Below are 23,731 nucleotides of genomic sequence, written 5' to 3'. Positions count from 1 at the left end.
AAGACGTTGTATTTGGATAGATGGTTTTCTACAATACCGGCGTCCATTTAATAGGTAATAAAACATGCAGCAAAATGAATTTGAAGTACTGGTAAAAGCTATCTGTGCACTAGATGGCCTACCACAGGCACTTGAGCTATTGAAATCCAATGAAGATACTGAAGTCGCTGAGGCTGCCGCATCACTGACTGGTCAATTTGCACTAGCTGAAGTTGAAGGTGAAAAGCGTATTTATCACGTGACACTTCAAGACAACGAACAGGGTGAAGAGCAAGAGTACATCGAGCATGTTATGAATGAAGGCGATGACTTGATCAAATTTGCCGCTTGGTTCTTTGAAACAATGTTCGAACTAAAGCAAAAAGAGACTTACCAGATTGCTGGTAAAACTTACCGACAGCCAAAGCGTAGCTAAGCGTTTGTTGTCGCTAGCAGCTATAGTTTGAAACGGCTGTTGTTAAGTAAAACATTCACAAAAAGATCAGCTCACTTGAGCTGCTCTTTTTGTGAATATCTCAAGCCGTTCTTACGCATAAAAGGTGTGTTGTAATTAAAATTGGTGAATTGCAATAAAGTGTGATGTCGATCTTGTTCTTAGGCGTTTTCAGTGTAGAATCCGCGCACAATAAAGTTGATTATGTGCGGAGATAAGCATGAACTACGAACTAGGCCACGCATACCTTGGTCAAACGGCAGCAAAAAACATGATGCACGAAGCAATGTACGGCAAGTCAAAGCCGAAAAAAGCATCATTCATCAAGCGAATGATGAAGAAAATGGCTAAGTAACCATTTTCCAAACGGAGTTTTAAAAGGCCTTAAACTCTTTGAAGTTTAGGGCCTTTTTCGTATGCGCGATAGGTGATTTTATCGCTTTGTTCTATTGTGGATGGACAAAAAAACATTAATGGGGGACTGAAATTCTTTAAGGAAGATTAGCCTGTTGATTGGTTAGATAAGTCGATGACGTTATTTGGAATGCTGTCTAAACCGTTTTCTTTCATCCAAGCTTCCAAGTTATCAGCCCCGCCGATGTACTTACCATCAAGCCAGATCTGAGGCACGGTTACGGGGGTTTTTTGACCGATGTAGGCTTTGACCTCAGGAATCATGCGATATAGAGCTGCACTGTCTTTAACCACATCATGGTAGGTATACTCGACACCCGCTTCATCCAACATTTTCTTTGCTTTTACGCAGTATGGGCAGGTCGCTTTGCCGTAAACAATATTGCCTTTTAGGCTATCTCGTTTCGTCCACTCTTGGATTACCGATTGTACGAGCACGCCACGGTTAAGCGCTTCACCTTGGCTGACTACCTTACCTTCCACAACTAAGATAGGAGCGTGCCAAGCCCCAAGTTTTAAAGGCTCCCACCAGTGAGACAACCAATCTTTCACTTCTAGTTCGACATCGACATCTGTCAGTTCATTCTCAAAGGTGTCCTTCAGAATGTCTTTGGTAAGGGTACACTCTCCACATGGGATGTTTACTTTAAATGGACCCCAGCTGCCTGCCCAACGGTACAGTGTAATCTTGATTCGTTTCTTCATGGTTACGACCTCGCTTCAAATTCTCGTATCAATATAGAACGGACAGCAGAACTATTTATTTCAAACCTTCTAAATTTTCCGCGTTTTAGTTGGTTTTTTTGTTTCCCAGTGAGTGATGAAGGCAACAGACGCAATAATGATTGCCGCACCTAACCATAGACGACCTGGCGGTACCCAACTGAATACCAGCCAGCCAGCCAGCACATTTAGAGGTAGCTTTGCATGGTCAAACGGTTGGACAAAGGATGCATCAGCCACTGAGTAGGCTTTTACAATGGCCCATTGTGCGAGGGCGGTTAACACACCAATTACAGCCAGAATACCCCAAATGGTACTGCCACTTGGTGTTTGCCAGTCAGGCACGGCTAACATGATGTTGAAAGGTGTAATCAATAGTAGTAGATAAACCACCATGGTTGATGGGCTATCTTGTGATGACAGTTTCTTCACCATCAGCGAGTAGCAGGCCCAGAAGAATGCAGCGCCGACAGGCAATAAGGTTGCCCAGCTAAAGTCTTCCGCCCATGGCTCAAGAATGATCATCGCACCAATGAAGCCTGCTAATGTTGCTCCCCAACGTGCAGCACCAACTTTCTCCTTTAAGAACAGCCCCGATCCTATGGTCGCAAACAACGGAGAGGTCATCAGCAGTGCGATACCTTGCCAAATTGGCACAGGGTAAGCGAGCGCCCATATCCAAAGCTGGATACCAATAACCGACAAAAAAACACGAAACACGTGCAGTTTGAGGTTGTCGGTTTGGAGTGCACGGTGAATGCCTAGTGTTTTCAAGTAGGGAAGAATGACTAATAAAGCGATGGCGTATTGAATGACGGCAACGGTAGTAGAAGTCAGTCCGAAATGAATGCTAGCAATTTGAGTCAGGCTGTTAATTACGGTAAAGGCTAAGCCTGCAGTAAGCATCCAGCTAGCGCCTTGGATCGGATGGTGTTGTGACATGATGTTTCTAATTATTTAATGTGATTTGCCTATGATACGGATTTAGCACCACTTAACCAGAAAAAAGCATTGATGAAGTTGGTCAGAATATTCGAACTTGAAAAAAGTTGAGCAATTGCCCAACTTTTTTAGTATCTACCTAAAGTAAATTTAGATTAGAAGTCGTAGCGAACACCTAGGCGAAGCGTATCTTCACCTTCAGTTGTTAGTCCTGTAGTAACGTCTTTCACTTCATCTAAGCCATTGATATAGTAAGAAAGGTATGTGCGGAAGTTGCTGTTTAGTTTGTAGTAGCCAACAAGCTCGATACCATCAACAGAGTCGGCTGTAGAACCGTTTGCCGTTTCTTTTTCTTGGTATGTGTATACTGCTGCAGCAGAAACCTGCTTAGTGATTTTATATTGTGCTGAGAATTCCATTGCAGTGAATGACTCAGCGATAGGGCCAACGGCTTTATCGTTTAAGTCACCCGTTGAGTAAGTTGCTGCTAGGTAAAGGTTATCTAGTGAATATGCTAGGCCAGCAAGGATTTGGTTTGCGCTTCCTTTACCTGCTCCTAGATCTTGACCAGAGTATGCAAGACCAAGATCCAGACCGATTGGCAATGAATAAACACCAGAGATGCCGTAACCATCAGAGTCTTTTTCACTGTTTGCTTGGTAAGTTGCTTCCAACTGAAGGGCATCAAAGCCACCGCGGTATGCAAATACGCTATCCTCTTTATCTGAAGCTGCGTCGATTACTTGCTGAACACCTGAGAATTCAGTGATATCTGTAAAGTCAGATACGATGACTGAAGCCATGTCTTGGCGGCCTACTGAGACTGCTTGACCATCGAAATCAACACCAGCGTACATGTAACGGTTATCAAACTCGCTATCACCAGTGCTTTGCTCTGCTTCGTAGAAACCGAATGCAGTAACCGTATCGGTAAGTTCTGTTTTACCGCCAAGGTTTAAACGGAAACGAGTCTTATCTTCCATTGTACCTTCAACTTCAGCACCACCAGAACCAATGAAGTCACCACGGAATTCCGCACGACCACCAATCTTAAGCTCAGTGCCGTCAGAGCTGTAAACTGTTGCTGCTAGAGATGAACCTGAAACTAGTGCTGCTACCACTGCAGAAGCTAGAACTGCCTTTTTCATAATCACTTACCTTGTATTTTAAAATCCGTGAGCGAAGTGCTCTCCGTTTCGATATGAAGCTAATTTAGTGCAGCTAAATTAAGCTTTCATTTCTATAAAATTACATTTCAGTGAATAGGGAACTTTTTTAAGTGTTGATTTTATTGTACTTTTATTTCAATTGGTTGAGTGATTAGTGAATAGTTATCCAAATAAAGTAATTGGAGAGTAGTCACCGGGTTGGTCTCAATCTGAAAGATAAATTGAGGAAGTGGGAAGGGAGAGCAAGCGAGTAGCGTCTCTTGGACTGATTAACTGCTTGTACTGATTACGATATCCTCTATGATGCAAAAACTGGCAACAGAATAGATTTTGTTCAAAAGCATGGAGAAGTTGGATGAGAACAGAGTACTTAGGGGATGTTTTACAAGGTAGGCAGGTTATTGGCTCTTTGAATGTTAAAGACTTGCCGATTGGAGAGCATCAGTTTTGGTTTCAAGTCACCAGTGATGGGTTAGGACAACCAAAAAATATGCCTGTCTCTGTTTTTAAAGGTAGCCAAGATGGACCTAAGTTGATGATCACCGCTGGTATCCACGGCGACGAGCTAAATGGCGTGTTAGCTGCACAACAAATTATCCGAGACTTAGTGGGGAAAGAGCTAAAAGGAACCGTGACCGTTGTACCAACGGTGAATCTGTCAGGTTTACTAAACCATAGCCGAGACTTCATCTCTTCGGACCCTGGTTCTTGCCCCGCGAACCTCAATCGACTTTTCCCTGGAGACCCGCATGGCTTAGCAGCCGAGCGCTTTGTTGCTTCTTTATGGGAACGCTTACTCAAGCACAATGCTACTTTTGCCGTCGACTTACATACCCAGACTCGTGGTGCGGTATACCCGCTGTATGTGTTCGCGGATTACAGAATTGATCAATGTTTAGAAATGGCAAGACTGATGCGACCGGACTGCGTGCTCAATGATCCCGGCGATCCCGGTATTCTAGAAACGGTTTGGAATCGAAGTGGAATCCCAAGTATTACGGTCGAAGTAGGGATGGGTAAATTCACTCAACCGGATATGATTCAAAGAGCTGTAAACGGCGTTTTTAATATGCTCTCTTACTATGACATGTTTGAATCTGCTCAAGCATCTGACCTCGAAAATAAGCAATTACCTGGAATGGATTGGGTTGAAGGCAACAACGTGGTGTCGATTCGTGCTGATATTGGCGGATTTGTCCTTCCTCAAGTTGAACTTCTACAAAGTGTAGAAAAGGAAGACTTGTTGGCTGTTCAATATGATGCGTTTGGCAATGAGTGCCGCCGCTATCATGCGCCATCGGCGGGGCGCGTTCTCAGTTACAACGTGGATGCGTTGAGAGAGCCTGGTGCGCTTGTATGTCGTTTATTGAGTTAAGTACTATCGAGTTTCACCTTTAGGCACTTGCTCTATCACCTTTGAAACACTCAAAAAAAGACCGAGCTAAGCTCGGTCAAAGGACAGTTGTCTAGAGTTAACACGTCTTCGCACTCTCGACAGAACTGTTTTTAAGCTACCGAGGTTAGATTAAGAGCCCATTGCGTAGTGGTGACACTTAGAGTGTTTTTCTATTGCAAAATGATGACCTTACAGTCATGACTTCAAACCGCAGTGAAAATACTGGTAAACAAAAAACCTACTGTGAACTAAACAAATAGGCTTTTGGTTTTTACTGGGTGGCTTTGCCTTTACTTATTAGCGAGATTAAAACGCTTCATCCACGATCTCTTTCAAGCGATCGTAAGGAACATACCCTGGTAATATTTTCCCATTCATCATCAGTGTTGGTGTGCCTGTTAAACCGAGTGCACTAAACGTTTGGTGGTTGGTTAGCAGTGTTTGACTTTGGTCCGGCGTCGTTTCTAATTGTGCTTCTGTTCCTGTTTTCTTCGCGACTGCTTGCAATGATGATTTGGTGTGAATACCACTTTTCGCCATCAGTAATCTGTCGACTTCTGGGAATGCTTCTGGCTTATCCTTCCAAACTTTCATCGCATATAACGCCGCATTGGTATCAAGGCCGCTTACTTGTTGCTGTTTGAACGACAGGTAAACATTGATGATCTTAATATCACTGTCTTCTGAGGCTAGTTGAACCAAGCCTTTTTCTAAACGCTTACAGAATGGGCAGTTGTAATCAGTGAAGTTAATGATCACCGACTTACCATCAGGGTTTCCGGTAATGGGATGAGCATCGTTGTTGTACAGCCAATCATGGCTCTCTGCTTGAGCTTTCTTTGCTTGCGCTTGCCCTGCAACATACTGCTCTAAGCTGGTATGTAACCCTGAAATTGTGGAAGGGTTCTCTTTGAGGAATTGGTTGATCTCCTCAAGTTGCTGTACTTGCTCTTTGTTTAGTTCTGCGAAAGCGCTTGCGCTCATCATTGAGCCTAAAATCAGTGTGCTAATTAGAAGTTTTTTCATGTTATTAATCTCAAATTCTTGTAATGGCGAGCGCCAATTGAGTTGCGCTCGCGCTAATGTTCTTTAGTTGGTTTAAATTGACCTAACGATCTATTTTGCAGATATATTATGCAAAGTAAGTTCTTAGCCAAAGTCCGATTGGAGAAGTAACGCCCGTTGCGATACTGCTTATCTTTCCATCTTTGATGATGACAATACTTGGTGTGACATTGATGCCCCAACTTCTGCTGATCGAACCAGAAAGATCATTGATCACAGGGAAATCATACTCTTTGGCATTCATGAAACGTTGTACTCGTTCATCTGACCCGGAGGACAAAGCAACAGAGACGACTTGATGTGAATCGCTGAAGCTATTCACGGTCGGGCTCACTAGTTTGCAAGCACCACACCAGGTAGCCCAAAAGTAGACAATCACTGGTTTGCCATTTTTACTGAGCTCAATAACGTCAATATCTTCACCTTGGATCGATTGACCCACGATTGGAATGGCATCTCCTTGAGGCATGTTTCTACTGTGATAAAAATCCATGGCAAAAGAGACAACGCCTACGATCAAGATCATTGAGATGAGCTCTTTTCCCCACTTCTTAAGACGGCTCTGCTTTTTCACTTCGTGCTTTGCATCGCCACTTTCCGTTGTGCCAGTTGTATCTTTAGCGTTGGGAGTCTTCATTGATTACCTCGCTGCATCGATAGCTTGAACAACCGTGTCGCTGTCTAAAATCACGGGTAGAGGGATGCCTTGTTTGTAGCTTGGGCCGTAAACGATGTTAAATGGAACACCGAATCGCCCATTACTTTGCAGGTATTGGGTGACGCTTTCGCTTGGTGTTGTCCAATCGCCCTTCATTAAAACAATGTCTTCTTGCTGCAGGTGGCTGTACACTGGGTCTTGGAGAATCACACCGATCTTGTTTGCTTTACAGGTGATACACCACTCAGCTGTCACATCGACAAAGACCGTTTTTCCTTCCTCAACTAACTGAGGAATTTGTTTAGCATCTAACTTCTCCCAAGGTAGGTCATCGACAATCGGGGTCGCCCAGTTATCAGCGGTCACGCTACCGATGATAAGCGCAGCACCAAACGTTAGAGTCGTGGTAGCCATGATAGGAATCAGCACCTTTCGACCTAGTTTCATGCCAATCCAAATCAATACCGAAACAACAATAAACAGAGACAGCAGGATGGTCGGGAACTTACCGATGAATGGTGTCAGTAAGCTTGTTAACCATAAGCTGGTGATGAACATCATTAAGCCAAATACCAACTTAACTTTGAACATCCACGCGCCCGGTTTCGGCAGCAATTTGGTTAGGCTTGGGAACAGCGCAAAGATTAGCCAAGGCGCACTCATACCAATGCCAAGTGCAATGAAGATGGCCCATAGTTCTTGGTAGCTTGCCCCAAGTGCATAAGCTACGGCTGTGCCAAGGAATGGCGCGCTACACGGTGTTGCTAAGAGTGTGGCAAACATACCTTGAACGAAGTGACCCGAATGTGAATCGTCACCTTTGGTCGCCATCCAGGTGTTTAAACCTGAAGGCAGTCGGAACTCAAATAAACCCAATAGGTTAATTGAGAACAGCAAGGTGATGATCAGCATGAAACCGATAAACCAAACGTTCTGGAATTGGATTCCCCAGCCTATCGCATTGCCACCTACTTTTAGAAGTGTCATGCCAAGCGCTAGCAGTGCAAATGAAGTAATCACACCTGCAGCAGAAGCCAGGAACGAAAGTCGGATATGACGATGAGAGGCACCTTGATTTTGAATGATGCTGTTTAGTTTCATTCCTAATACGGGTAACACACATGGCATGATATTGAGGATTAAACCACCAATTAAGGCGAAACCGATCATCGCAATAAAGCCGTTGTTGCTCTCTTGATAAGCGATTGACTCTGAGCCTACTTTAGCTGTCATCTCTTCAGCAAAGTTGGTATCTGAGACAGTGACACTTACCGTGCGATCGGTTAGATCGACTTCACCAATCCAGTTGCTCACGTCAAACACAGCGGTCATTGTATTGTCGGTAATATGAACGGTAGGCTGAGAGAAGAAGTCGTCGATTACTTCTTCGCCGTCAATCAGTACCATAGGTTTATCCCAGCCATCTTTACTCGTCAGCTGAGTTACTAATTGTTGTTTGCTTTTGTCCCAGTAAAGGCCATTCACAGAAGTTCGATTAGCTTCGCGTGGAGACTGACTCATGCCCTGATTGAACAAAAACATGGCTTTCTCATCGAGCTCCAATGTTTGTGGATCAATCGGCAATTCAATGTCGTAATCGGTTAAAACACAGATATTGGTACATGACGGAAAGGTGAAAGACGCCTTAAATATTGCAGGCTTGGTGTTGTCTTTCAATGTGAGCGTAACTGGGAAACTGACATGCTTTTTATAGCCCAATGTCATTACATCTAGCTGCTCGTAATATTTAGGGATCGGCCAATGCCACTCAACTGATTCGATGTTGGTGGAGCCAGACCAGTCCCAGCTTGGCGGGATGCCTCCTTCACCAGGGCTACGCCAATAGGTTTTCCAGTCTCCATCGAGCACGACATCGAGTACGGTCTGAATTTGAGAGCCGTCATCGGATTGTTCCCCAGTCGACATCATTCGCATCTTTACAGGCGGGTGCTCAGGCACACTCAGCCAGCCGGTCGTTTGTGCCAGAGCTGTAAATGACGTCATTACCAGTAGGGCAGTGACTATAGTTTTCGCGCATGTACGCATGCAGAATGCCAAACAATCGGCAAACTTAGTTAGAAGTGTGTTGTACACAAATGTATCTCCAAAAAATAAATAAAAGGGTGTAATGGCCCGGTTATTTATTCTCTAAATATACAGTGCTTTAAGTGTAAGCGGTGCTTTGTTGGTCGAGCAGAGCGATGATTGTCTCTGGATAATCTCGATATGTGAGGTGGAAGGCTGAATGCTACAGCGATCAGAAGAATAAAAGGGATCAGCCAGCCAGTTTTAGGTGTCGCGAAGGTGAGCATTTTAGAGCTCAGGTCACAGGCACTAGAAGTTGGCGCAGACAGTGATTTAGATGCTTTTGATCCGAATACGCTGGAATAAAGCTCAGACATTTTTTCAGACGAAGCCATAGAGGCTTGCGGATCACTGCTTTCAGTACCAAGACGCGTTGATTGACTAATAGAATAGTTGGAAAACGTAACTTTATTTGCAGAGAGCGTGCTCGCCAGACAAGTTATGATAACCAGTCCGGTAAGGAAAAGCGCCCAAAGCGATTGCTTTTGTTGGCGGTTTTGTGGAGTTAAAAAGAAACTAGGTGTGCTTAGCAAATCAATCAGTAATAGAGTCAGTTAGTATCGGGTCTTGGTCTTTAAGTTGACGAGTTATGTTTACTCACGGAGTAATCAAACAGCTCGTTTCACGGCGGCTAGCTTAGGTAACTTTGCTTCGTGCTACAAGTCATAAAACTGTCAAAGCCCACAGGTGTACTATCACCAAACCTAAATGTTAGGGCACCGCGATTAGAGTTAAGTTCATCATAATTTTGTTTTTTTGAAATATTCATTTTACGATGTTATTGAAAGTCCTATCCAAGAGTTTGGAAACATTTGCTGAGGGCCTGATTAGAAAGGTTAAACTTATAACGAGGCCTTTCAAAGAATTAGAGCTAGTGAAGAGCTTTTAGCATTCATAATGTATTGAATTTCCGATATTCTGGAACACTTAGCTAGTAGACTTTATGCAGTCCGTCACCGCAGGGCAAAGCCTATCCCATAAAAAGAACTTCAATAATTCTAGGCAGTGTAGGTCCTGAGGTACTTAAGGGCGCCCCAGGCCTAGTTTATTTTATTTTCTCTTAGATAGAGGGAAACTATTAGGCAAGTTATCAGCTATTTGCTGTTCACCATTTCCACAATTGACATGAGAAAACCCATTATCGATATCATAGATAATATTGTCATCACCAGTATTAGAAACCCCTTTAGGAACATAGTCTAATTTGAGAGCGTGACGAGTTTTCCAAGCGATATTATGATCTGCACATGAGGTGTCACCACTTACCCCTAATCCACCTATGATTTCACCTTGATTGTTATACAGAGCGAGGCCACCGCCAAAGACATTTAGACCACCGATTCGGTGACTAACCATTGGATCGTTTTTTTGACCGAAATATTTAGATTTTCCTTTAAATGCTAGTTTTGAGTTTACAGGGTTACTGAACTGTAAGCCAAATAAACTCCCTCCTGGTTGTGTGGCTTTCCAGAGGTTTGCTGTGGATAGCGATAGCTCCGGTAGGCTAAAGGCATTGGCTGTATTTGCTTTCTGTGCTGAGATCACACGGCTACCTGGCCATTGGTCGCCAAAGTTTTCTCCTGTTTTAGTTACAACGCAAACACTACCATCCCTTGCTACTATGGTTCCCCACATATTTAACTCCAAGCCTCCATTTGCCTCATGGCTAGTAGTTGCGACTACACTTTTTAAGGCTCTGGTTAGCTCTTGATAGTTAGGTAAGTTATCGCATGTGTTAGCTTGTGTATAAAAAGCTGAGCTAGATAATAAAAATGCAATAAATCGCTTCTTCATTATTTCTTCCTTAAATTCTATTACCAATATTCTTTATTTTAATATTCTCAAACTTTTAATTAGTCGAAAGTTTAGAAACGGACTTTTTGGTTACTTGAGAAATTAGATTTTATTCTTTGGTAGAAAGTCTACATCAGCTTTTCGGTGTGCAGTATATATAGCCTCTCCATTGCTTTCTCCATCAAATATGACTTTAACATCGGCTGAAAAAATAATAACGTCACCAACTTCAGCAACGTACTTATTGCCTTCTATATCGCGAATAACGATTTTACCTTTTGTTACTACTTTATACTCGACTGAATCATAAAAATACTCAAATTCTTCGCCGGGAGACATTACAAAATGACCAATTGTTAATGGTGCAGCTTTGTTTGTCACGGTAACTTCAGCCATATCACTTTGTAACCCTTCGACATTAAGTAGTTTACTTAGATCATTAAGATTAAAAGAGCCAGACTTTATCAGGGAGATACCAGGTTTCTCAGTTAATGTCTTCATATTATTTCCATTTTATTTTGAGACTAGAGCTATTAGCCAGTTAATGTGAAAATTAATAGCAAATGATTACTACTAACTGTTAATGCCTATAGACAATCAACATTTTTATATTCTCATTATTAGCAATATAAACAATAGGATAAAAAGTAAATGACTATTACAATAAAGTAAAAATAAGAGTAACGTAGTAAACTTCTAGTGAATATTTCTATACGGGTAGTTATGTCAGGTAATGAACCAAGATCTTGTTCAACTCTTAATATTATTAAACAAACAACATTGTCGAAATGTGATAGTACTTTTATTTACCGGTAGCTGTTCTTTTTATCGACACATCATTAACCTTGTTTGGATTATAAAGAAAATAAAAACCTATCGTGTTGTTGATATAGAATGTATTTTTAATTATTTTGCGGGGTGATATTTACAATTGTTTTAATAAATTATAAATATCTATATAATAGAGTGTGTTATATTTTAAAAGTTCGATTAAAATCATTTACCGTCGCCTCTGATTTATTAGTGAATTGATATGATTTTAAGAGAGGTTAGCTAAAAAGGATAGATTCTGTTCATTTAGCATTAATGTAATGCGTGAAACTCTACAAAATAAAGCTGGTCGAAATTGAAAAATAGCTTGGGTCCGATAGTCTCATCCAAACATAGTCTCGCAATCATAGCTTGTAACAAACTATGTTGAAAGCAAGCCCAATCATTGCCTGTGACTTGATTGGGCCTCTTTAAGTTATGTTTACGACGTTAGAGGGAGATAATTCTCAAACTTTTATTAGTCATGCTAGTGACTTCGACGTGAGCCATTACGTACCAAGTCTTTTCCATTTTCAAAAACTTCGTCAGTGATCCAACGAGCAAGTAGGACTTGGTGACTGCTATTGAATACAGCAACAAAGTGACGACCGTCAGAGTTATTGGTCGCCATACCAACGCCTTCAACGCCTTCTAGGCCTAAACCACCAGCTTCTACTGCAATAAGGAATTGCTCGAGTTCTTCAAGCGTTTTAATTACATCAAGTTCGTTATTCATTTTTCATTCTCTTACTGGGACTAAGGCGCTTAACTGTATGTGCTTAGGGCCTGGATTACTTAGGTTTGTTATTGGGGTAGTACTTTACAGATAATGGCGATGGATTGGAACTATCAACATTGGTTACGAGCTGGTGTTTATTTAATTCGAAACACAGAGGTTATTTTACCCACTGTAATGTCATCTATTTTAATCTGAGTTGTGTTGTTTTTGATGATGATAGGAGTTGTGATGAAGTTGGTGTTATAAAGCAAGACAACCATCTAAGCTTACTTTTTTAGCTTAAGGTTCATTCTTTGATTTTACAACGCCCGACTCAGAATTACGTTATCATGGGGCAGGCTTAATCTTGATAGTTGAAATTGAATGGATGATTCACAGCAAAACCCGGATACTAAAAAAGCAACGGTAAGAAAAGCGCGACGAATTGAAAGCGTCATGAACTCTGCCATGTGGCATTTAACTCAGAGGGATATGACTGAGAGCGAGTTGACTGCGAAACTGAAAGTGAAAACGGACAATCAAGATTGGATTGACGAAACCTTAAGGAACTTGAAAGGTTACGGCTATCTAAAGTCAGATCAGGATTTTGCAGAGCAATTTGTTGAGCAAGCCTTCTTTGGTGAATTTGGCTCGCGATACATCATTGAGAAGTTGAAAAAGAAAGGGCTAACCGATTCGGTCATTTCGGATGCGATTCATAAGGTATCTGCCGATAAAAACATCGATGAACAAGTACTCTTGATCGATCGAATCAATCATTACTATTCAGGCTTTACCATGAGCCGTGAAAAGCTTGTAGCGACACTGCAAAAACGTGGCTTCAGCTATCAACAAATCAAGGTTGCTATCGATCAGCATCCGCAAGCCCATAAGCTCAAGAGTAATCTTCAGATCAAGGCCGAGAAGGCTGATTTGGAGAAAGAGGTGTTGAAATACGCGCGAAAAGGGAAGGGGTTGACTGCCATTCAGCAAGAGCTGAAACAGCGACAAATCGACACCAGCGAGTTATCAGCGTTAATCGACCGATTAATCAACGAAGAGCAACTGGACTTCTACTCGTCTTGTTTAGAACAATTACAGAAAAAGTCTTACGATCTTAATGACCATAAAGAGCGCTCCAAGGCTTATGCGATGCTCTGTCGTAAAGGTTTTTCATCGGATGAGATAAAGTTCGCGTTAAGTGAAGGCAAAGAGTAACTGATGAGTAGCGGAAAACAAGATAAATAGAATTATCAATCTGTGTTCTGGTGCTTGCAGACTTCGGCGTAAAGTAAATTGGATTAATTTTCTACTGCTTCTTATTGGCGAGTAAACAAAAGGACGATTGATATCGTCCTTTTTACTTTCTAAGGTTTAATCAACGAGTGATAGTGAACGTTCGTTATCGTCCGTATTTTTTAACAATAAAACGCTCAAAATCATCACACATTTGTTCATTCGACTCTTCATTATTCGCTAATTCAGTTGCGCCGTCGACGATCGATATTTTCGCATTTAAATCGGTGATTTGTGCACGTTCACGAGAAGCCAGTTGTTTGATCTTTTTCTCTTCAATTGCCCATGCTTGATCTGGTGTTAAGTTACACTCATCAGCAAGGTATTTGGCATTGAAACCCTCTCCAGTCAGGCTTTCTATTGTTCCATTGTGATTAACACTATTGCCTTTATACCAATAGTGCTTAGCCAATAAAGGGCCGATCTCAGGGTTATCTGTTAAGTAACCAAACTTGTCAGTAAAGTAAGCTCGCGTTTGATACACAGCCATGTGAGCCAGCAAGTAACCTTGATATGCGCAAGAGGCCTCGTCTGACAACAGATGCGGGATCGCCATTAATGGACGTGGGCTGCAATCCAAACCGAGTATGTTTTTTTCGCTACGACGAGCGAGCTCCGTGATGTTCTCAGGCGTAAGATCTTCATCAGTCATCTCATACAACGCCCGTTCAAAGTAAGGCACCACAAGAATACTGCGTTCTTGGTAGGCTCTGAATGGCTGCTTGCTATCAATCATTGCTTTAATGAGCTCATTAGGTACCGGCTGACCATCATTATTGATTGCGTATTGTTTTAGCCAATCGGCATCATTTAATAGGCTATCGCAGAACATAGACTGAGTTTCTGCGTAAGCCATTGAGGTCGGTGCAAACTCTTGAGAGAAACACGGTGCATTCATTTTGACGTTGGCAAAGTGTGCCGCGTGCCCGCCCTCATGAAACAGAGTGTTGATTCCATCATAGCCGCTGCCGATTTGATCGGGCTTAGCGTTACTTGTGAAGTTGACTTGAGCTGGCACCCAAGTGTCTTGGTCATAGAACGAAGGAATAGGTCCATGACAAAAACCATTTGGGTACTTGCCTTTGCGATCAAGCAGATCCAACTTCAGTATGGCTTGAGAATATTCGATATTTAATCGCCCAAAAGATTCAACCCAGCGTCTCAATGACTTTGAGAAAGGGACGTAAGGGTCGAGGTCATTCATCACGTCACCAGCAAAAGAGTAGGTGAAGTTATGGCCTTCGAGGGCCCCTTGACCCTTTTGCGCAGCCAAGTTGGTGAGACTTTTTTGGTGACTCTCTCGGGTACGCGCCTCAAAGTCGTCCAAAATCGTAAACAGTTGCTCAGTGGTCATCTGCTCCGTTTTTACGACGGAATAATCGAAAAACGTTTTGAACCCTAGAGACTGGGCAAACTTATTACGTTTTTTGATGAGTTCAATAAAGCCGTTCACAAGTAGCCATTGTTCTAGCCCCAATAAGGCTTGGTGTGCTGAACGCCTAACTTGCTCACTACTGTTACTTCTCACCGCTGAACCTAGGACAGGAAGCGAGCCTTCTGTTTCTTGTCCCGCTTCATTTACGTAAGTCATTACGTGGTTTTGCTTTTTCTCAAACAGTTCCCCTTCAAACTTGATGAGGTCTGCCTTTAGCGCTTGTGAATTCTGCGATTCAATAGCATGCGATTTGAACGTAGCTAACCAACCATTTAGCCCGGTTAAGGTGCTCTCTTTTTCTTGAGGATCTTGAATTTGGTCGACGGTCTTTAGTTGGGCTTCGATAGCCTTTATTTGTTCAGCAGAGCTTAGAAACTCGGTCCACTGAGTTTGAGCGAGGGTTGAACCATCATGATCGTCACTGATGCCCATGTAGGTATCCCAAAAGAAGTCTTCTTTGGTTTTGTGAGTTGCAAGATACTTGTGATTCAGTTGGTTGAGGTAGTTCGTTGCCGTCATGACATTCCTTGAAAATTAACCAGTTATTTCAACATTATGACACATTCACTAAATGTATTTTGTGACGTTAAATATAACTGAATGAAAATCACAGCATATCGGTTTACTTTACAGCGCATCAATGGTAGTTAATTAAATGTTATAGATTTGTTGTTTTCTAGTGTTGGTTACAGTGTTTCTGCTGACTTTTTAGTCTTTTGTTGAGTGTATTGACGCCCTCAACGTCAGCGTTTGTAAGGAAGAGGTTTAGGATGGATCCTATTTTATATATCGAGGTTGGCGGGGTAATTTGGCAGGTATTTCCTGATGGTACTTGGCTGCCATTACCTGCTGCGCAAGCGAAGGTCGATGGTGTTCAAGTTGTGAGTATTGAACCTCAGAGCTTGGACCAGAGTCAACCTCTGACAGAACCACAAATAGAAGCTGTAGAACAACAGTTGGAAAAGGTTGTGACACAGCTTGTAAACAACATTGAAAGCTCGCCAGAACAGCCGAGTGCTTTAAACGACCAACCTAGCGCTAGCGCCTCTTTTATTGCTTACGTTCGCTCGACATTAGATGAAACTCTGGCAGAAGCCGGTTTTGATACTCGACCAACAGAATACTTTGAAGATGACACAACATCGAATGGAAGCAACCTCGACATACTTTTCCCGAGTGCTGCATTAACCGTTGATATTTTAGATGGTGGTGATGGGTATGAAAACCAGTTCGAAGTACCTTCAGTCACGATAATGGGGACCGCTGTTGATGTTCGAGACGGGCGTACCGTGATTCTAACGATCACTGACATTAATGGTAATACGGTAACCACAACGGCAACGACAAGCGATGAAACCTATGTGGTAAACGGCGTTGATCTCTCTTCATTGGCTGAGGGGGATCTTAAGGTCGATGCGGTGATTGCTGATGAGTTTGGCAATAGCATTGCCGCTAATGACTCTACAATCAAAGACACCCTAGCCACAATTGATGTTGATTTTGATGGTTTTGGTGATAATTTTTACAACCAGTTCGAAATTGCCAACGGAGCGCTAGTCGGCACCGTTGCCAATGTTGAAGATGGTCAGACGATAAGCATTTCTATTACCGACAACCAAGGTCTCACCCGAGAATACACAACGAGCGTATCGGGTGGTACATGGACTCTCACTCTACAAGACTACTCAAGTTTTTCGGAAGGGGAGTTGACGGTTGTTGCTGACACCATCGATATTGCCGGAAACCCAACCACAGCGACTGACACCATAATCAAAGATACGTTAGCGAGTATCACTGCAAGTGTTGATGATGGCGGGGATGGTGTTCTCAACAGTTTCGAAATCCAATCTGCTAAATTTTTCGGTACTGTACAAAATGTTGAGGATGGCCAAACGGTCAACATCAGAATTTCAGATAGCATCACCAACGTGATCGTTCTAACGGCAACGGTTGTGAATGGTGCCTGGTCTGTCGAAGGCGTCGATTTAACGAGCTTTGCAGATGGCAGTATTACCATAGAGGCTGACACTATTGATATCGCTGGTAACCCAGCGAGTGCAGTAAATAGTTCAGGGGTCATTGTTATTGATACCGTTTCGCCTGTTATTGATATTGATACGCTAGATGGTTTTAGTATTTTGGCATTTCGTAGTGGCCAACTTACCACCATGCAGGGTACAACCAATGTTGCTGAAGGGTTGCCAGTTTACATTGAAGTAAGCGATGTAACTCAGACCCTAGTTTTTGAAGGCATTGTTGATTCCTCGGGTAACTGGTTAGTGGAGAATATTGATATTTCTGCCCTTGATTCTTCTGCGGAATGGACGATTGACGCAAAAGTTTTCAATACAGTTGGCAATGAAGCCATCGATGACATGCCAACGATTATTCTTCCTGAGTCTGTGTTGTTTTCGGAAAATATCATCGGTATTTTTGGCGACGAAACACAAACATCCGATATCCGTATTGACTTTGCAGACTTCTCATTTGGTGATGATCAAAGTCTAGCTGAGTCATTAACCTCTCAAGGCTTAACGATCACTGTCGCCTTATCGGCTGACAAGCAAAGCTTGGTTGGAACACGAAGCGATGGTCAGGTTGTCTTCGATGCGGCTATTTCCGGGAGTAACGTAAACCTCAACTTCTATAGGGCGATCGACCAAGAGGCTGGTTTAGATTCAATTCAGACCGCGCTGGTTATTGAGGGTTTACAAACGGATGCGGACGGCACTACAGAGCTCGTTATTGGCCACCTACCTATTGTTATTAAAGATTCTGAACCACTCATTTTTGATGAATCTTATGAAGTTATTGAAGGTGAAGTGGTATCTGGCAATGTACTCAATAACGACATCGATCTTGATACCCAGTTAACTATAAGAAGCGTTGAAGTTGATGGGGCGACACAAACAATATCAGGCAGCGCTCCAGTTTCATTTACTCTTGATGAAGGTGTTTTAACCGTCTTTGCAAATGGTCACTGGACGTTTGTCGCCAACAGAAACTTAGATCACACAGTAGCTCAAAACATCACTTTCAACTATGTCGCTGGCGATAGCAGTAACGACTTCGGAAATGGCACCGCGGTTATCGATATTTTCGATGGTGATCCGGGATTAGTGGTAGATGGAACAACGACCAGTACGGAAGGTGACATATCTGATGGAGTCCAAACTGTAGTAGGTCAGTTTACTGTTTCCGCAGGTTCAGACAATCCAGATCCCGCCTCGATTGTATTTAATGCCAATACCCTTGTGCAGCTAGACGCTTTGGGCTTCACGACTGGCGACGAGGAGTTTCCTCTAACTTACACGTTAGCCAATGATGGTAAAACGATGGCCGCACAAGCAAATGGTGAAACGATATTCACACTAACGTTGAGTGCAGTTGCTAGTGGTATTGATGTTCTCGCAGATGTCACATTAGTCCTAGAGCAGCCTGTAAACCACCTGATCAGCAACGATTCTATTACCCTGCCGCTTATCATTGATGGAGAAGACTTAGATGGTACTGCTTTAGAACAAGGACAGTTTGATTGGATTATCCAGGATGGGGTCGATCCGATGCTAACTTCAACTAGCAATGCTGTTGTGGACGAATCTGATCTTATTAATGGTAGTGTTTCTGATACTGGTATGTTTAATCTCAACGTCGGGAGTGACTTTGTCGAGTCCGTATTTTTCGATTCTGCAGATCAGCCGCAGTTATTTAGTGGCGGTGTACAGATCATTTATGTGGTCTCTGCGGATGGAAGTGAACTTATTGGCTACGTTGGTTCTGAAAGTGCTGACAATAAAGCATTCACCCTGAGCTTTACCTCTCCTTCAGGTGAAGCAGATAGTGATGTTACTTATACCTTTGAACTCTTTAAGGGACTCGACCAAGATAACATTACAGATGAACTTCCATTCGTTGTTACCGCCAGAGATGATGACAACGATGAAACCAAGTTAACCCTGAATGTATTAGTGACTGATGGCGGCGAGCCCACGATTGGTTCTGGAATGGTTGAATTGAGTGAAATTCCTGTTGCTGATAGTACTCAATCGGGAGTTGGGTCAACAGCAAAGGTGAGCTTAGCCGTTACCGCAGGTAATGACCCGCTGGTTTTCTTAGGTTTGGATGTGACCACGGACCAAGCTGTTCTTGATAGCGATGGTGTAGCAGTCACCAGCAATGGTGAAGCGCTGACTTGGCGTGATAATGGTAATGGTACCTTTGATGCGGTTCTTGGTAATGGCGATGCTGTTTTCAGAATCAAATTACCAGATAGCTTCAGCCTTGAAGCCAATGGTTCCACAAACGTTGATGTCGTTATTGAGCTTTATCAGTCCGTTGATCATGGCTCTGGTTCTAAAGACACGGAGCTGACGATTCCTGCTTCTATCGTCACCATTGACTCCGATGGCTCGAGAGACACGCAAGCGTCTGATATAAAAATCTATGACGGTAAAGATCCTGAAATCTCGGTGACTGGAAGCATCTCAGTTGATGAAGATGGCTTGTTAGGGGATGGTCAGCAAGTTGGAGTAGAAGATAGCAGCCCATCTTTGGGTATTATTGAGGGCTCTGATGATGTTGTCTCTGTCACTGTTAACACCGCTGCATTTGATGCACTAAGCTACACTAGCGCTGGGAAAGCGATCTCTCTTCAAGCTGTTGATTCTGATGGTTGGTATTACGGGCAAGACACTGACGCCAATAACGTATTTAGGATTCGCTTTAATACTGACGGGACCACTGAATTTGATCTCTATGCGCCACTAGATCATGCATATGGTAATAATGGTGAGAATAACTTAGCTCTTAATTTTGAGTTAGTGGTGAACGATGCGGATGGAGACAGCTCAGATCCTGCTACTTATTCCGTCAACGTAAAAGATGATGTGCCGACTGCTCGAGATGGGTCTATTGAAATGGTTGAGGGTGATAACCTTACTGGGCAATTCTTAACCGAAGAATTCGCAGGCGCCGACGGTGCAGAAATCATTAGCTTCACTTATCGCAATGTCACTTATACGTTTGATAACGCAGTCACGCCAATCACGATCAACCTGATTAATGATTATGATGGTGGGTCGACTTACGGACAGTTTACGCTTTCACCTGATGGTAGCTACCAACTCACTACGAATCCTAACGTAACGACTAATCCAGTTGATCCAAAGATCGTTGATGACATTGATTATTTGGTGCGAGATGCGGATGGCGATGAAGTCACCAGTAACGCAGAGCTTGTCTTGGACGATAACGAAGGTTTCATTCGTTATGAAGACTCAGAAACCACGGAAGATAACGATGCAATAATTGTCGTTAGTGTTTCAACCGGTGATATTGACCAAAGTGAAACCGTTACCGCTATCGAGTTCTCCGAAGTATCATTAAATGGCGGTAGCTTGTATCTTGATGGGGTATTGCTTCAAGTTGTTGATGGCAAGGTCACCTTATCTGGAAGCCAACTGACGATGATTGATAGTCAGTTTACGGGGCCGAATGGGCAGTTAACCTATCGCCCTGCGCTTCATGAATCCAATACTACGTCGACGGTTATATTGGCAATCAATGCTATCATTAGTACCGGCACGGTACCAAAAGAGCTCACCGCCGATATTTCGGTTTCTGTTTTGCCTGTAGCTGACGCACCTGATTGGTCTGACTCGGTCTTCACCTATCAATCTGTAGAAGATGACGCTGACCCTATCAAGCTTGATATTACCGCTCAACTCGTTGACCAAGATTCGTCGGAAACACTAACTTATACGATAAGTGGTATTCCAGATGGTCTGAATATCACCTTGAACGGAAATGCCGTTAAAGAGGGGAAGGAGTACACTCAGAATCAAATCGACAAAATGGAAATCAGAGCTGATGAAAACTTAGCGGGTCGATTTGAATTTGAAATTACTGCGATTGCCACTGAATCCGGAAACTCCTTCGCTGACCCTGCCGATAAAACGGCTGATAATGTTCATACTGTCATCGTAGAGATTTCTCCTGATGCGGATAAACCAATTCTATCCCTCAAAGATTACAAAGGTCTCGAAGATGAGAACATTTTCCTGAAGAACGTAATCAGTGGTGCGCTGACTGATACCGATGGTTCCGAGTCCTTAAGCTATCAAATTGAAGTACAAGACGGTTGGTCAATTCAAGGTGGGTTATTTGATCTAATTGGTCCCAACACATACCTGGTATCCGCTGAAGCGATCGAGAACGGTACTGCTTATCTAATACCAAAAGAAGACATCAGTTCATTTACAGAAGACCTATACATTAAGGTAACGGCCGTCTCTTATGAATCGACGATTGACTCGCTAGCGCCTATTAATGTGACGGCGGTTAGCGACACTAAAACCATCAATATTTTTCTTAAAGGTGTGGTAGATGAGCCGATCGTTGTAGACGGGGGCAACGCACACTGGGAATACGATAGCGAAACTAAAGTTATCAGCAATCAATCGGTGCTTAACGAAGATGGTTTAATTCGACTGGATTTTGTGGTCCAAACTTCGGACGACGATGTTTCAGAAGAGATGAACATACTGCTTACTAACATCCCTGAAGGCACTTTGCTGGTGGATGCTTCGGGAAAGCCAGTATCGCTGACGATTGCGTACATTGATGATATTACAGGGCCAGTCTTCCAAGTTTCTAATGCTCAACTCAATGACTTGTACCTCAAGCCAGTACCTGACTTCAGTGGTGAATTAGAGATTACAGTCATTGCTATCTCAACGGAACCTGATGGTGATTCGGGTGAATTTCCGATGACCTTAAAGGTCGAGCTAGCACCTGTCGTTGATCAAGAAGATGGTCAAGTCGTTAGCAGTCAAGGCATCGAAGACAGCCAAATAGGTTTGAACCTAGAGCCATCGGTGAATCAGGATGTAGACGGCAGTGAGTCCTTGACAGGATATGTGATTGACAGTCTTCCTGCTGAGCTGACTCTTTACTTTGATGGCAGTGTGATTGAAGTGCCTGCTTCAGGTTTAGATTTACAGAGCCTATTAGATAGTACAACGCCAACACTTTCAGAGCTTTTAAACAGTGGCAGATTATCGGTAACCGCAACCGAAGATTTGAGTGGCACGTTCACAATACCAATTACCTATGAAGTGACTGACACTTCGCCAACAGGGGCAACGGATGTAAAAGACATTTCAGGCACAATCAGTGTCACTGTCGATGCGAGAGTTGAATTAGATACTCGTTTAGAAAGTTCTGGGCAAATATACATCAGCGATGATGGCTCTCCAGTTAATGTATCGGACGCAGTCACTTTTGTGGATGCTGATATCGATGGTTCAGAGTACTTAGATTATATCTTGATCGACGTGCCTGATGGCTATTCTTTGATTATCGATCATCCTAATGGTTCAGCCCAAGACGGTTCAGGGAACTGGATTATTTCGGCCAATGGGCTGACGAGTGATTCTATTCAAGAACTGGCTCAAGAAATCCTGAGTGGTATGACAATCTCTAGCCCGAATGATACACCAGTTTTAGATATCGTTGTTCGAGCTCGAGTTATTGATGGCGAAGACTCGAAGTACATTAATACCTCATTTCAAATTCAGATCACCGGACATGATGGCGGTGGAGGCTCTTGTGACCCTGTGGGACCACCTAGCCCAATCCAACCTGATGGAGAGATTAAGACTCCCGAAGGTGAAGATATCGACTTAACGGGCTTGCTAAATACCGATGTAGCGAGTGAACCTGACAACGAAAATTCTTTCTATATTCCAGCAGATTCACTACCAGAAGGCGTAGAGATTTCTGGTGATGGTGTGATTGCAGAATACGATGCATCAGGTGAAATTGTTGGTTACTCGATAACTGCTGATGGCTTGTCAAAGCTAACCCTAACCGGATTGGATGAAGACTTTGCTGGTTGTATCGACTTTACGATAGAGACCATTGAAACCTCGCCGTGTAACGGTCAAACCGTCACCACAGAGCAGACAATTAGTATTCAAGTTCTACCTGTTGTTGATGACATTACGGTGGAAGCTGACTCCACGACAATTCAAGAAGACACAGCGACAGACCTTAATCTCGAGCTTGTGTTAAGTGACAGTGTCGAAGACGGTCAGCTAATCACTGGTGAGGGTAATAGTGCGACTGGTAAAGAGACCGTTAATTCTTTGACCATCACGGTATCAAACGGCGGTACGCTGTCTGAAAGTCCTTCAGATACAGGTTTGTTGGTTGATAATGGTAACGGTACATGGACGGTTACAGACCCTAGCCGATTGAGCGATGTGTTAGTCACGCCTCCCGAACATTACAGTGGTGAGATAACCCTGACTGTGACAGCCAATATTACTGATGAAGCGGATTGTGTCACTGAAACCGATACGCAAGATAAAACCACGGTTGTGACTATCACGGTTGAGCCAGTCGCGGATGAGGCTAATTTGGTCACACAAGACATTATCGGTGATGAAGACACTTACATTTCATTGTCCTCACTCAGTGCAGAGCTCATTGACCAGGATGGCTCTGAGAACATGTCTTTGGCATTAAAAGGTGTACCTGAAGGTGCCGTGGTTGCGATAAAAGTGGGAGACTCTTATGAGTTGGTTCCAAACAATGGCGCAGATGGCGGCACGTTCAATGGAAACCCTACCTATGAGTGGCAATTAGATCCAAGCCAGTTGGATAACTTAGTGATTATGCCGCCAAGAGATTTCAGTGGTGATATGAATCTGGTACTTGAGGCAATCACTCAAGAAATCGGCACCACTGAAATCCGCTATACCGAATCTGACTTTACCGTTGGTGTGAACC

Annotated in this window: 15 protein-coding genes; 5 read left to right on the top strand and 10 right to left on the bottom strand. The window is 43.1% G+C overall.

Annotation, left to right across the window (positions count from 1 at the left end; translation table 11 throughout):
- Window positions 1–64: 64 nt before the first annotated feature.
- Entirely contained in the window at window positions 65–415 is a 351-nt protein-coding gene (locus A3712_RS24260; protein WP_063525274.1) for a hypothetical protein, read from the top strand.
- 238 nt (window positions 416–653) lie between these two features.
- A complete protein-coding gene (locus A3712_RS28660; RefSeq protein WP_269451442.1) occupies window positions 654–788 on the top strand; it encodes a hypothetical protein in 135 nt (44 codons plus the stop codon).
- A gap of 146 nt (window positions 789–934) precedes the next feature.
- Here the strand turns inward: A3712_RS28660 and A3712_RS24255 are convergent, their stop codons facing one another.
- The 3 genes from A3712_RS24255 to A3712_RS24245 all read right to left on the bottom strand — a co-directional run bounded on the left by A3712_RS24255 (window position 935) and on the right by A3712_RS24245 (window position 3,660).
- The gene (locus tag A3712_RS24255) at window positions 935–1,552 is read right to left on the bottom strand and encodes a glutaredoxin domain-containing protein (protein WP_063525273.1); all 618 of its coding nucleotides are present in this window, start codon (window positions 1,550–1,552) and stop codon (window positions 935–937) included.
- A 69-nt stretch (window positions 1,553–1,621) separates the two neighbouring features.
- The gene (locus A3712_RS24250; RefSeq protein ID WP_063525272.1) at window positions 1,622–2,512 is read right to left on the bottom strand and encodes a DMT family transporter; all 891 of its coding nucleotides are present in this window, start codon (window positions 2,510–2,512) and stop codon (window positions 1,622–1,624) included.
- Window positions 2,513–2,667: 155 nt separating this feature from the next.
- Window positions 2,668–3,660, bottom strand: coding sequence for a porin (locus tag A3712_RS24245; RefSeq protein WP_063525271.1), 993 nt, complete (start codon window positions 3,658–3,660; stop codon window positions 2,668–2,670).
- A gap of 376 nt (window positions 3,661–4,036) precedes the next feature.
- Here A3712_RS24245 and A3712_RS24240 point away from each other — a divergent pair, with 376 nt between their 5' ends.
- Complete coding sequence (locus A3712_RS24240; RefSeq protein ID WP_004737781.1) at window positions 4,037–5,056, top strand: succinylglutamate desuccinylase/aspartoacylase family protein; 1,020 nt, start codon at window positions 4,037–4,039, stop codon at window positions 5,054–5,056.
- 327 nt (window positions 5,057–5,383) lie between these two features.
- Here the strand turns inward: A3712_RS24240 and A3712_RS24235 are convergent, their stop codons facing one another.
- The 6 genes from A3712_RS24235 to A3712_RS24210 form a co-directional block, all read right to left on the bottom strand.
- Window positions 5,384–6,103: a DsbA family protein gene (locus A3712_RS24235; protein ID WP_004737782.1), complete on the bottom strand. Its 720-nt coding sequence runs from the start codon at window positions 6,101–6,103 to the stop codon at window positions 5,384–5,386.
- Window positions 6,104–6,209: 106 nt separating this feature from the next.
- Window positions 6,210–6,779, bottom strand: a complete 570-nt coding sequence (locus A3712_RS24230; protein WP_063525270.1) for a protein disulfide oxidoreductase — start codon at window positions 6,777–6,779, stop codon at window positions 6,210–6,212.
- 3 nt (window positions 6,780–6,782) lie between these two features.
- Window positions 6,783–8,846, bottom strand: a complete 2,064-nt coding sequence (locus A3712_RS24225; protein WP_063525269.1) for a protein-disulfide reductase DsbD family protein — start codon at window positions 8,844–8,846, stop codon at window positions 6,783–6,785.
- A 1,089-nt stretch (window positions 8,847–9,935) separates the two neighbouring features.
- Complete coding sequence (locus tag A3712_RS24220) at window positions 9,936–10,679, bottom strand: GlcG/HbpS family heme-binding protein (protein WP_004737785.1); 744 nt, start codon at window positions 10,677–10,679, stop codon at window positions 9,936–9,938.
- Between the two features lie 102 nt (window positions 10,680–10,781).
- The gene (locus A3712_RS24215; RefSeq protein ID WP_063525268.1) at window positions 10,782–11,180 is read right to left on the bottom strand and encodes a hypothetical protein; all 399 of its coding nucleotides are present in this window, start codon (window positions 11,178–11,180) and stop codon (window positions 10,782–10,784) included.
- A gap of 796 nt (window positions 11,181–11,976) precedes the next feature.
- Complete coding sequence (locus A3712_RS24210; RefSeq protein ID WP_004737787.1) at window positions 11,977–12,225, bottom strand: hypothetical protein; 249 nt, start codon at window positions 12,223–12,225, stop codon at window positions 11,977–11,979.
- Window positions 12,226–12,591: 366 nt separating this feature from the next.
- Here A3712_RS24210 and A3712_RS24205 point away from each other — a divergent pair, with 366 nt between their 5' ends.
- Window positions 12,592–13,425 (top strand): regulatory protein RecX, encoded by an 834-nt coding sequence (locus A3712_RS24205; RefSeq protein WP_063525267.1) that lies wholly within the window; start codon window positions 12,592–12,594, stop codon window positions 13,423–13,425.
- 184 nt (window positions 13,426–13,609) lie between these two features.
- Here A3712_RS24205 and A3712_RS24200 read toward each other — a convergent pair whose 3' ends face one another.
- Window positions 13,610–15,457: a M3 family metallopeptidase gene (locus A3712_RS24200; protein ID WP_063525266.1), complete on the bottom strand. Its 1,848-nt coding sequence runs from the start codon at window positions 15,455–15,457 to the stop codon at window positions 13,610–13,612.
- A 251-nt stretch (window positions 15,458–15,708) separates the two neighbouring features.
- Here A3712_RS24200 and A3712_RS24195 point away from each other — a divergent pair.
- On the top strand, window positions 15,709–23,731 hold an 8,023-nt coding region (locus A3712_RS24195; RefSeq protein ID WP_063525265.1), incomplete at its 3' end, for a T1SS-143 repeat domain-containing protein.

Origin of the sequence: Vibrio sp. HI00D65 (genome assembly GCF_001635455.1) — a bacterium.
Classification (GTDB): Bacteria; Pseudomonadota; Gammaproteobacteria; order Enterobacterales; family Vibrionaceae; genus Vibrio.
This window is presented reverse-complemented; position numbering and strand designations above follow the sequence as displayed.

What these genes read in the sequence shown, in the direction of transcription:
- A3712_RS24260 (WP_063525274.1), top strand. Translation starts at nt 65, where the DNA reads ATGCAGCAAAATGAATTTGAAGTACTGGTAAAAGCTATCTGTGCACTA.
- A3712_RS28660 (WP_269451442.1), top strand. Translation starts at nt 654, where the DNA reads ATGAACTACGAACTAGGCCACGCATACCTTGGTCAAACGGCAGCAAAA.
- A3712_RS24255 (WP_063525273.1), bottom strand. Translation starts at nt 1,552, where the DNA reads ATGAAGAAACGAATCAAGATTACACTGTACCGTTGGGCAGGCAGCTGG.
- A3712_RS24250 (WP_063525272.1), bottom strand. Translation starts at nt 2,512, where the DNA reads ATGTCACAACACCATCCGATCCAAGGCGCTAGCTGGATGCTTACTGCA.
- A3712_RS24245 (WP_063525271.1), bottom strand. Translation starts at nt 3,660, where the DNA reads ATGAAAAAGGCAGTTCTAGCTTCTGCAGTGGTAGCAGCACTAGTTTCA.
- A3712_RS24240 (WP_004737781.1), top strand. Translation starts at nt 4,037, where the DNA reads ATGAGAACAGAGTACTTAGGGGATGTTTTACAAGGTAGGCAGGTTATT.
- A3712_RS24235 (WP_004737782.1), bottom strand. Translation starts at nt 6,103, where the DNA reads ATGAAAAAACTTCTAATTAGCACACTGATTTTAGGCTCAATGATGAGC.
- A3712_RS24230 (WP_063525270.1), bottom strand. Translation starts at nt 6,779, where the DNA reads ATGAAGACTCCCAACGCTAAAGATACAACTGGCACAACGGAAAGTGGC.
- A3712_RS24225 (WP_063525269.1), bottom strand. Translation starts at nt 8,846, where the DNA reads ATGCGTACATGCGCGAAAACTATAGTCACTGCCCTACTGGTAATGACG.
- A3712_RS24220 (WP_004737785.1), bottom strand. Translation starts at nt 10,679, where the DNA reads ATGAAGAAGCGATTTATTGCATTTTTATTATCTAGCTCAGCTTTTTAT.
- A3712_RS24215 (WP_063525268.1), bottom strand. Translation starts at nt 11,180, where the DNA reads ATGAAGACATTAACTGAGAAACCTGGTATCTCCCTGATAAAGTCTGGC.
- A3712_RS24210 (WP_004737787.1), bottom strand. Translation starts at nt 12,225, where the DNA reads ATGAATAACGAACTTGATGTAATTAAAACGCTTGAAGAACTCGAGCAA.
- A3712_RS24205 (WP_063525267.1), top strand. Translation starts at nt 12,592, where the DNA reads ATGGATGATTCACAGCAAAACCCGGATACTAAAAAAGCAACGGTAAGA.
- A3712_RS24200 (WP_063525266.1), bottom strand. Translation starts at nt 15,457, where the DNA reads ATGACGGCAACGAACTACCTCAACCAACTGAATCACAAGTATCTTGCA.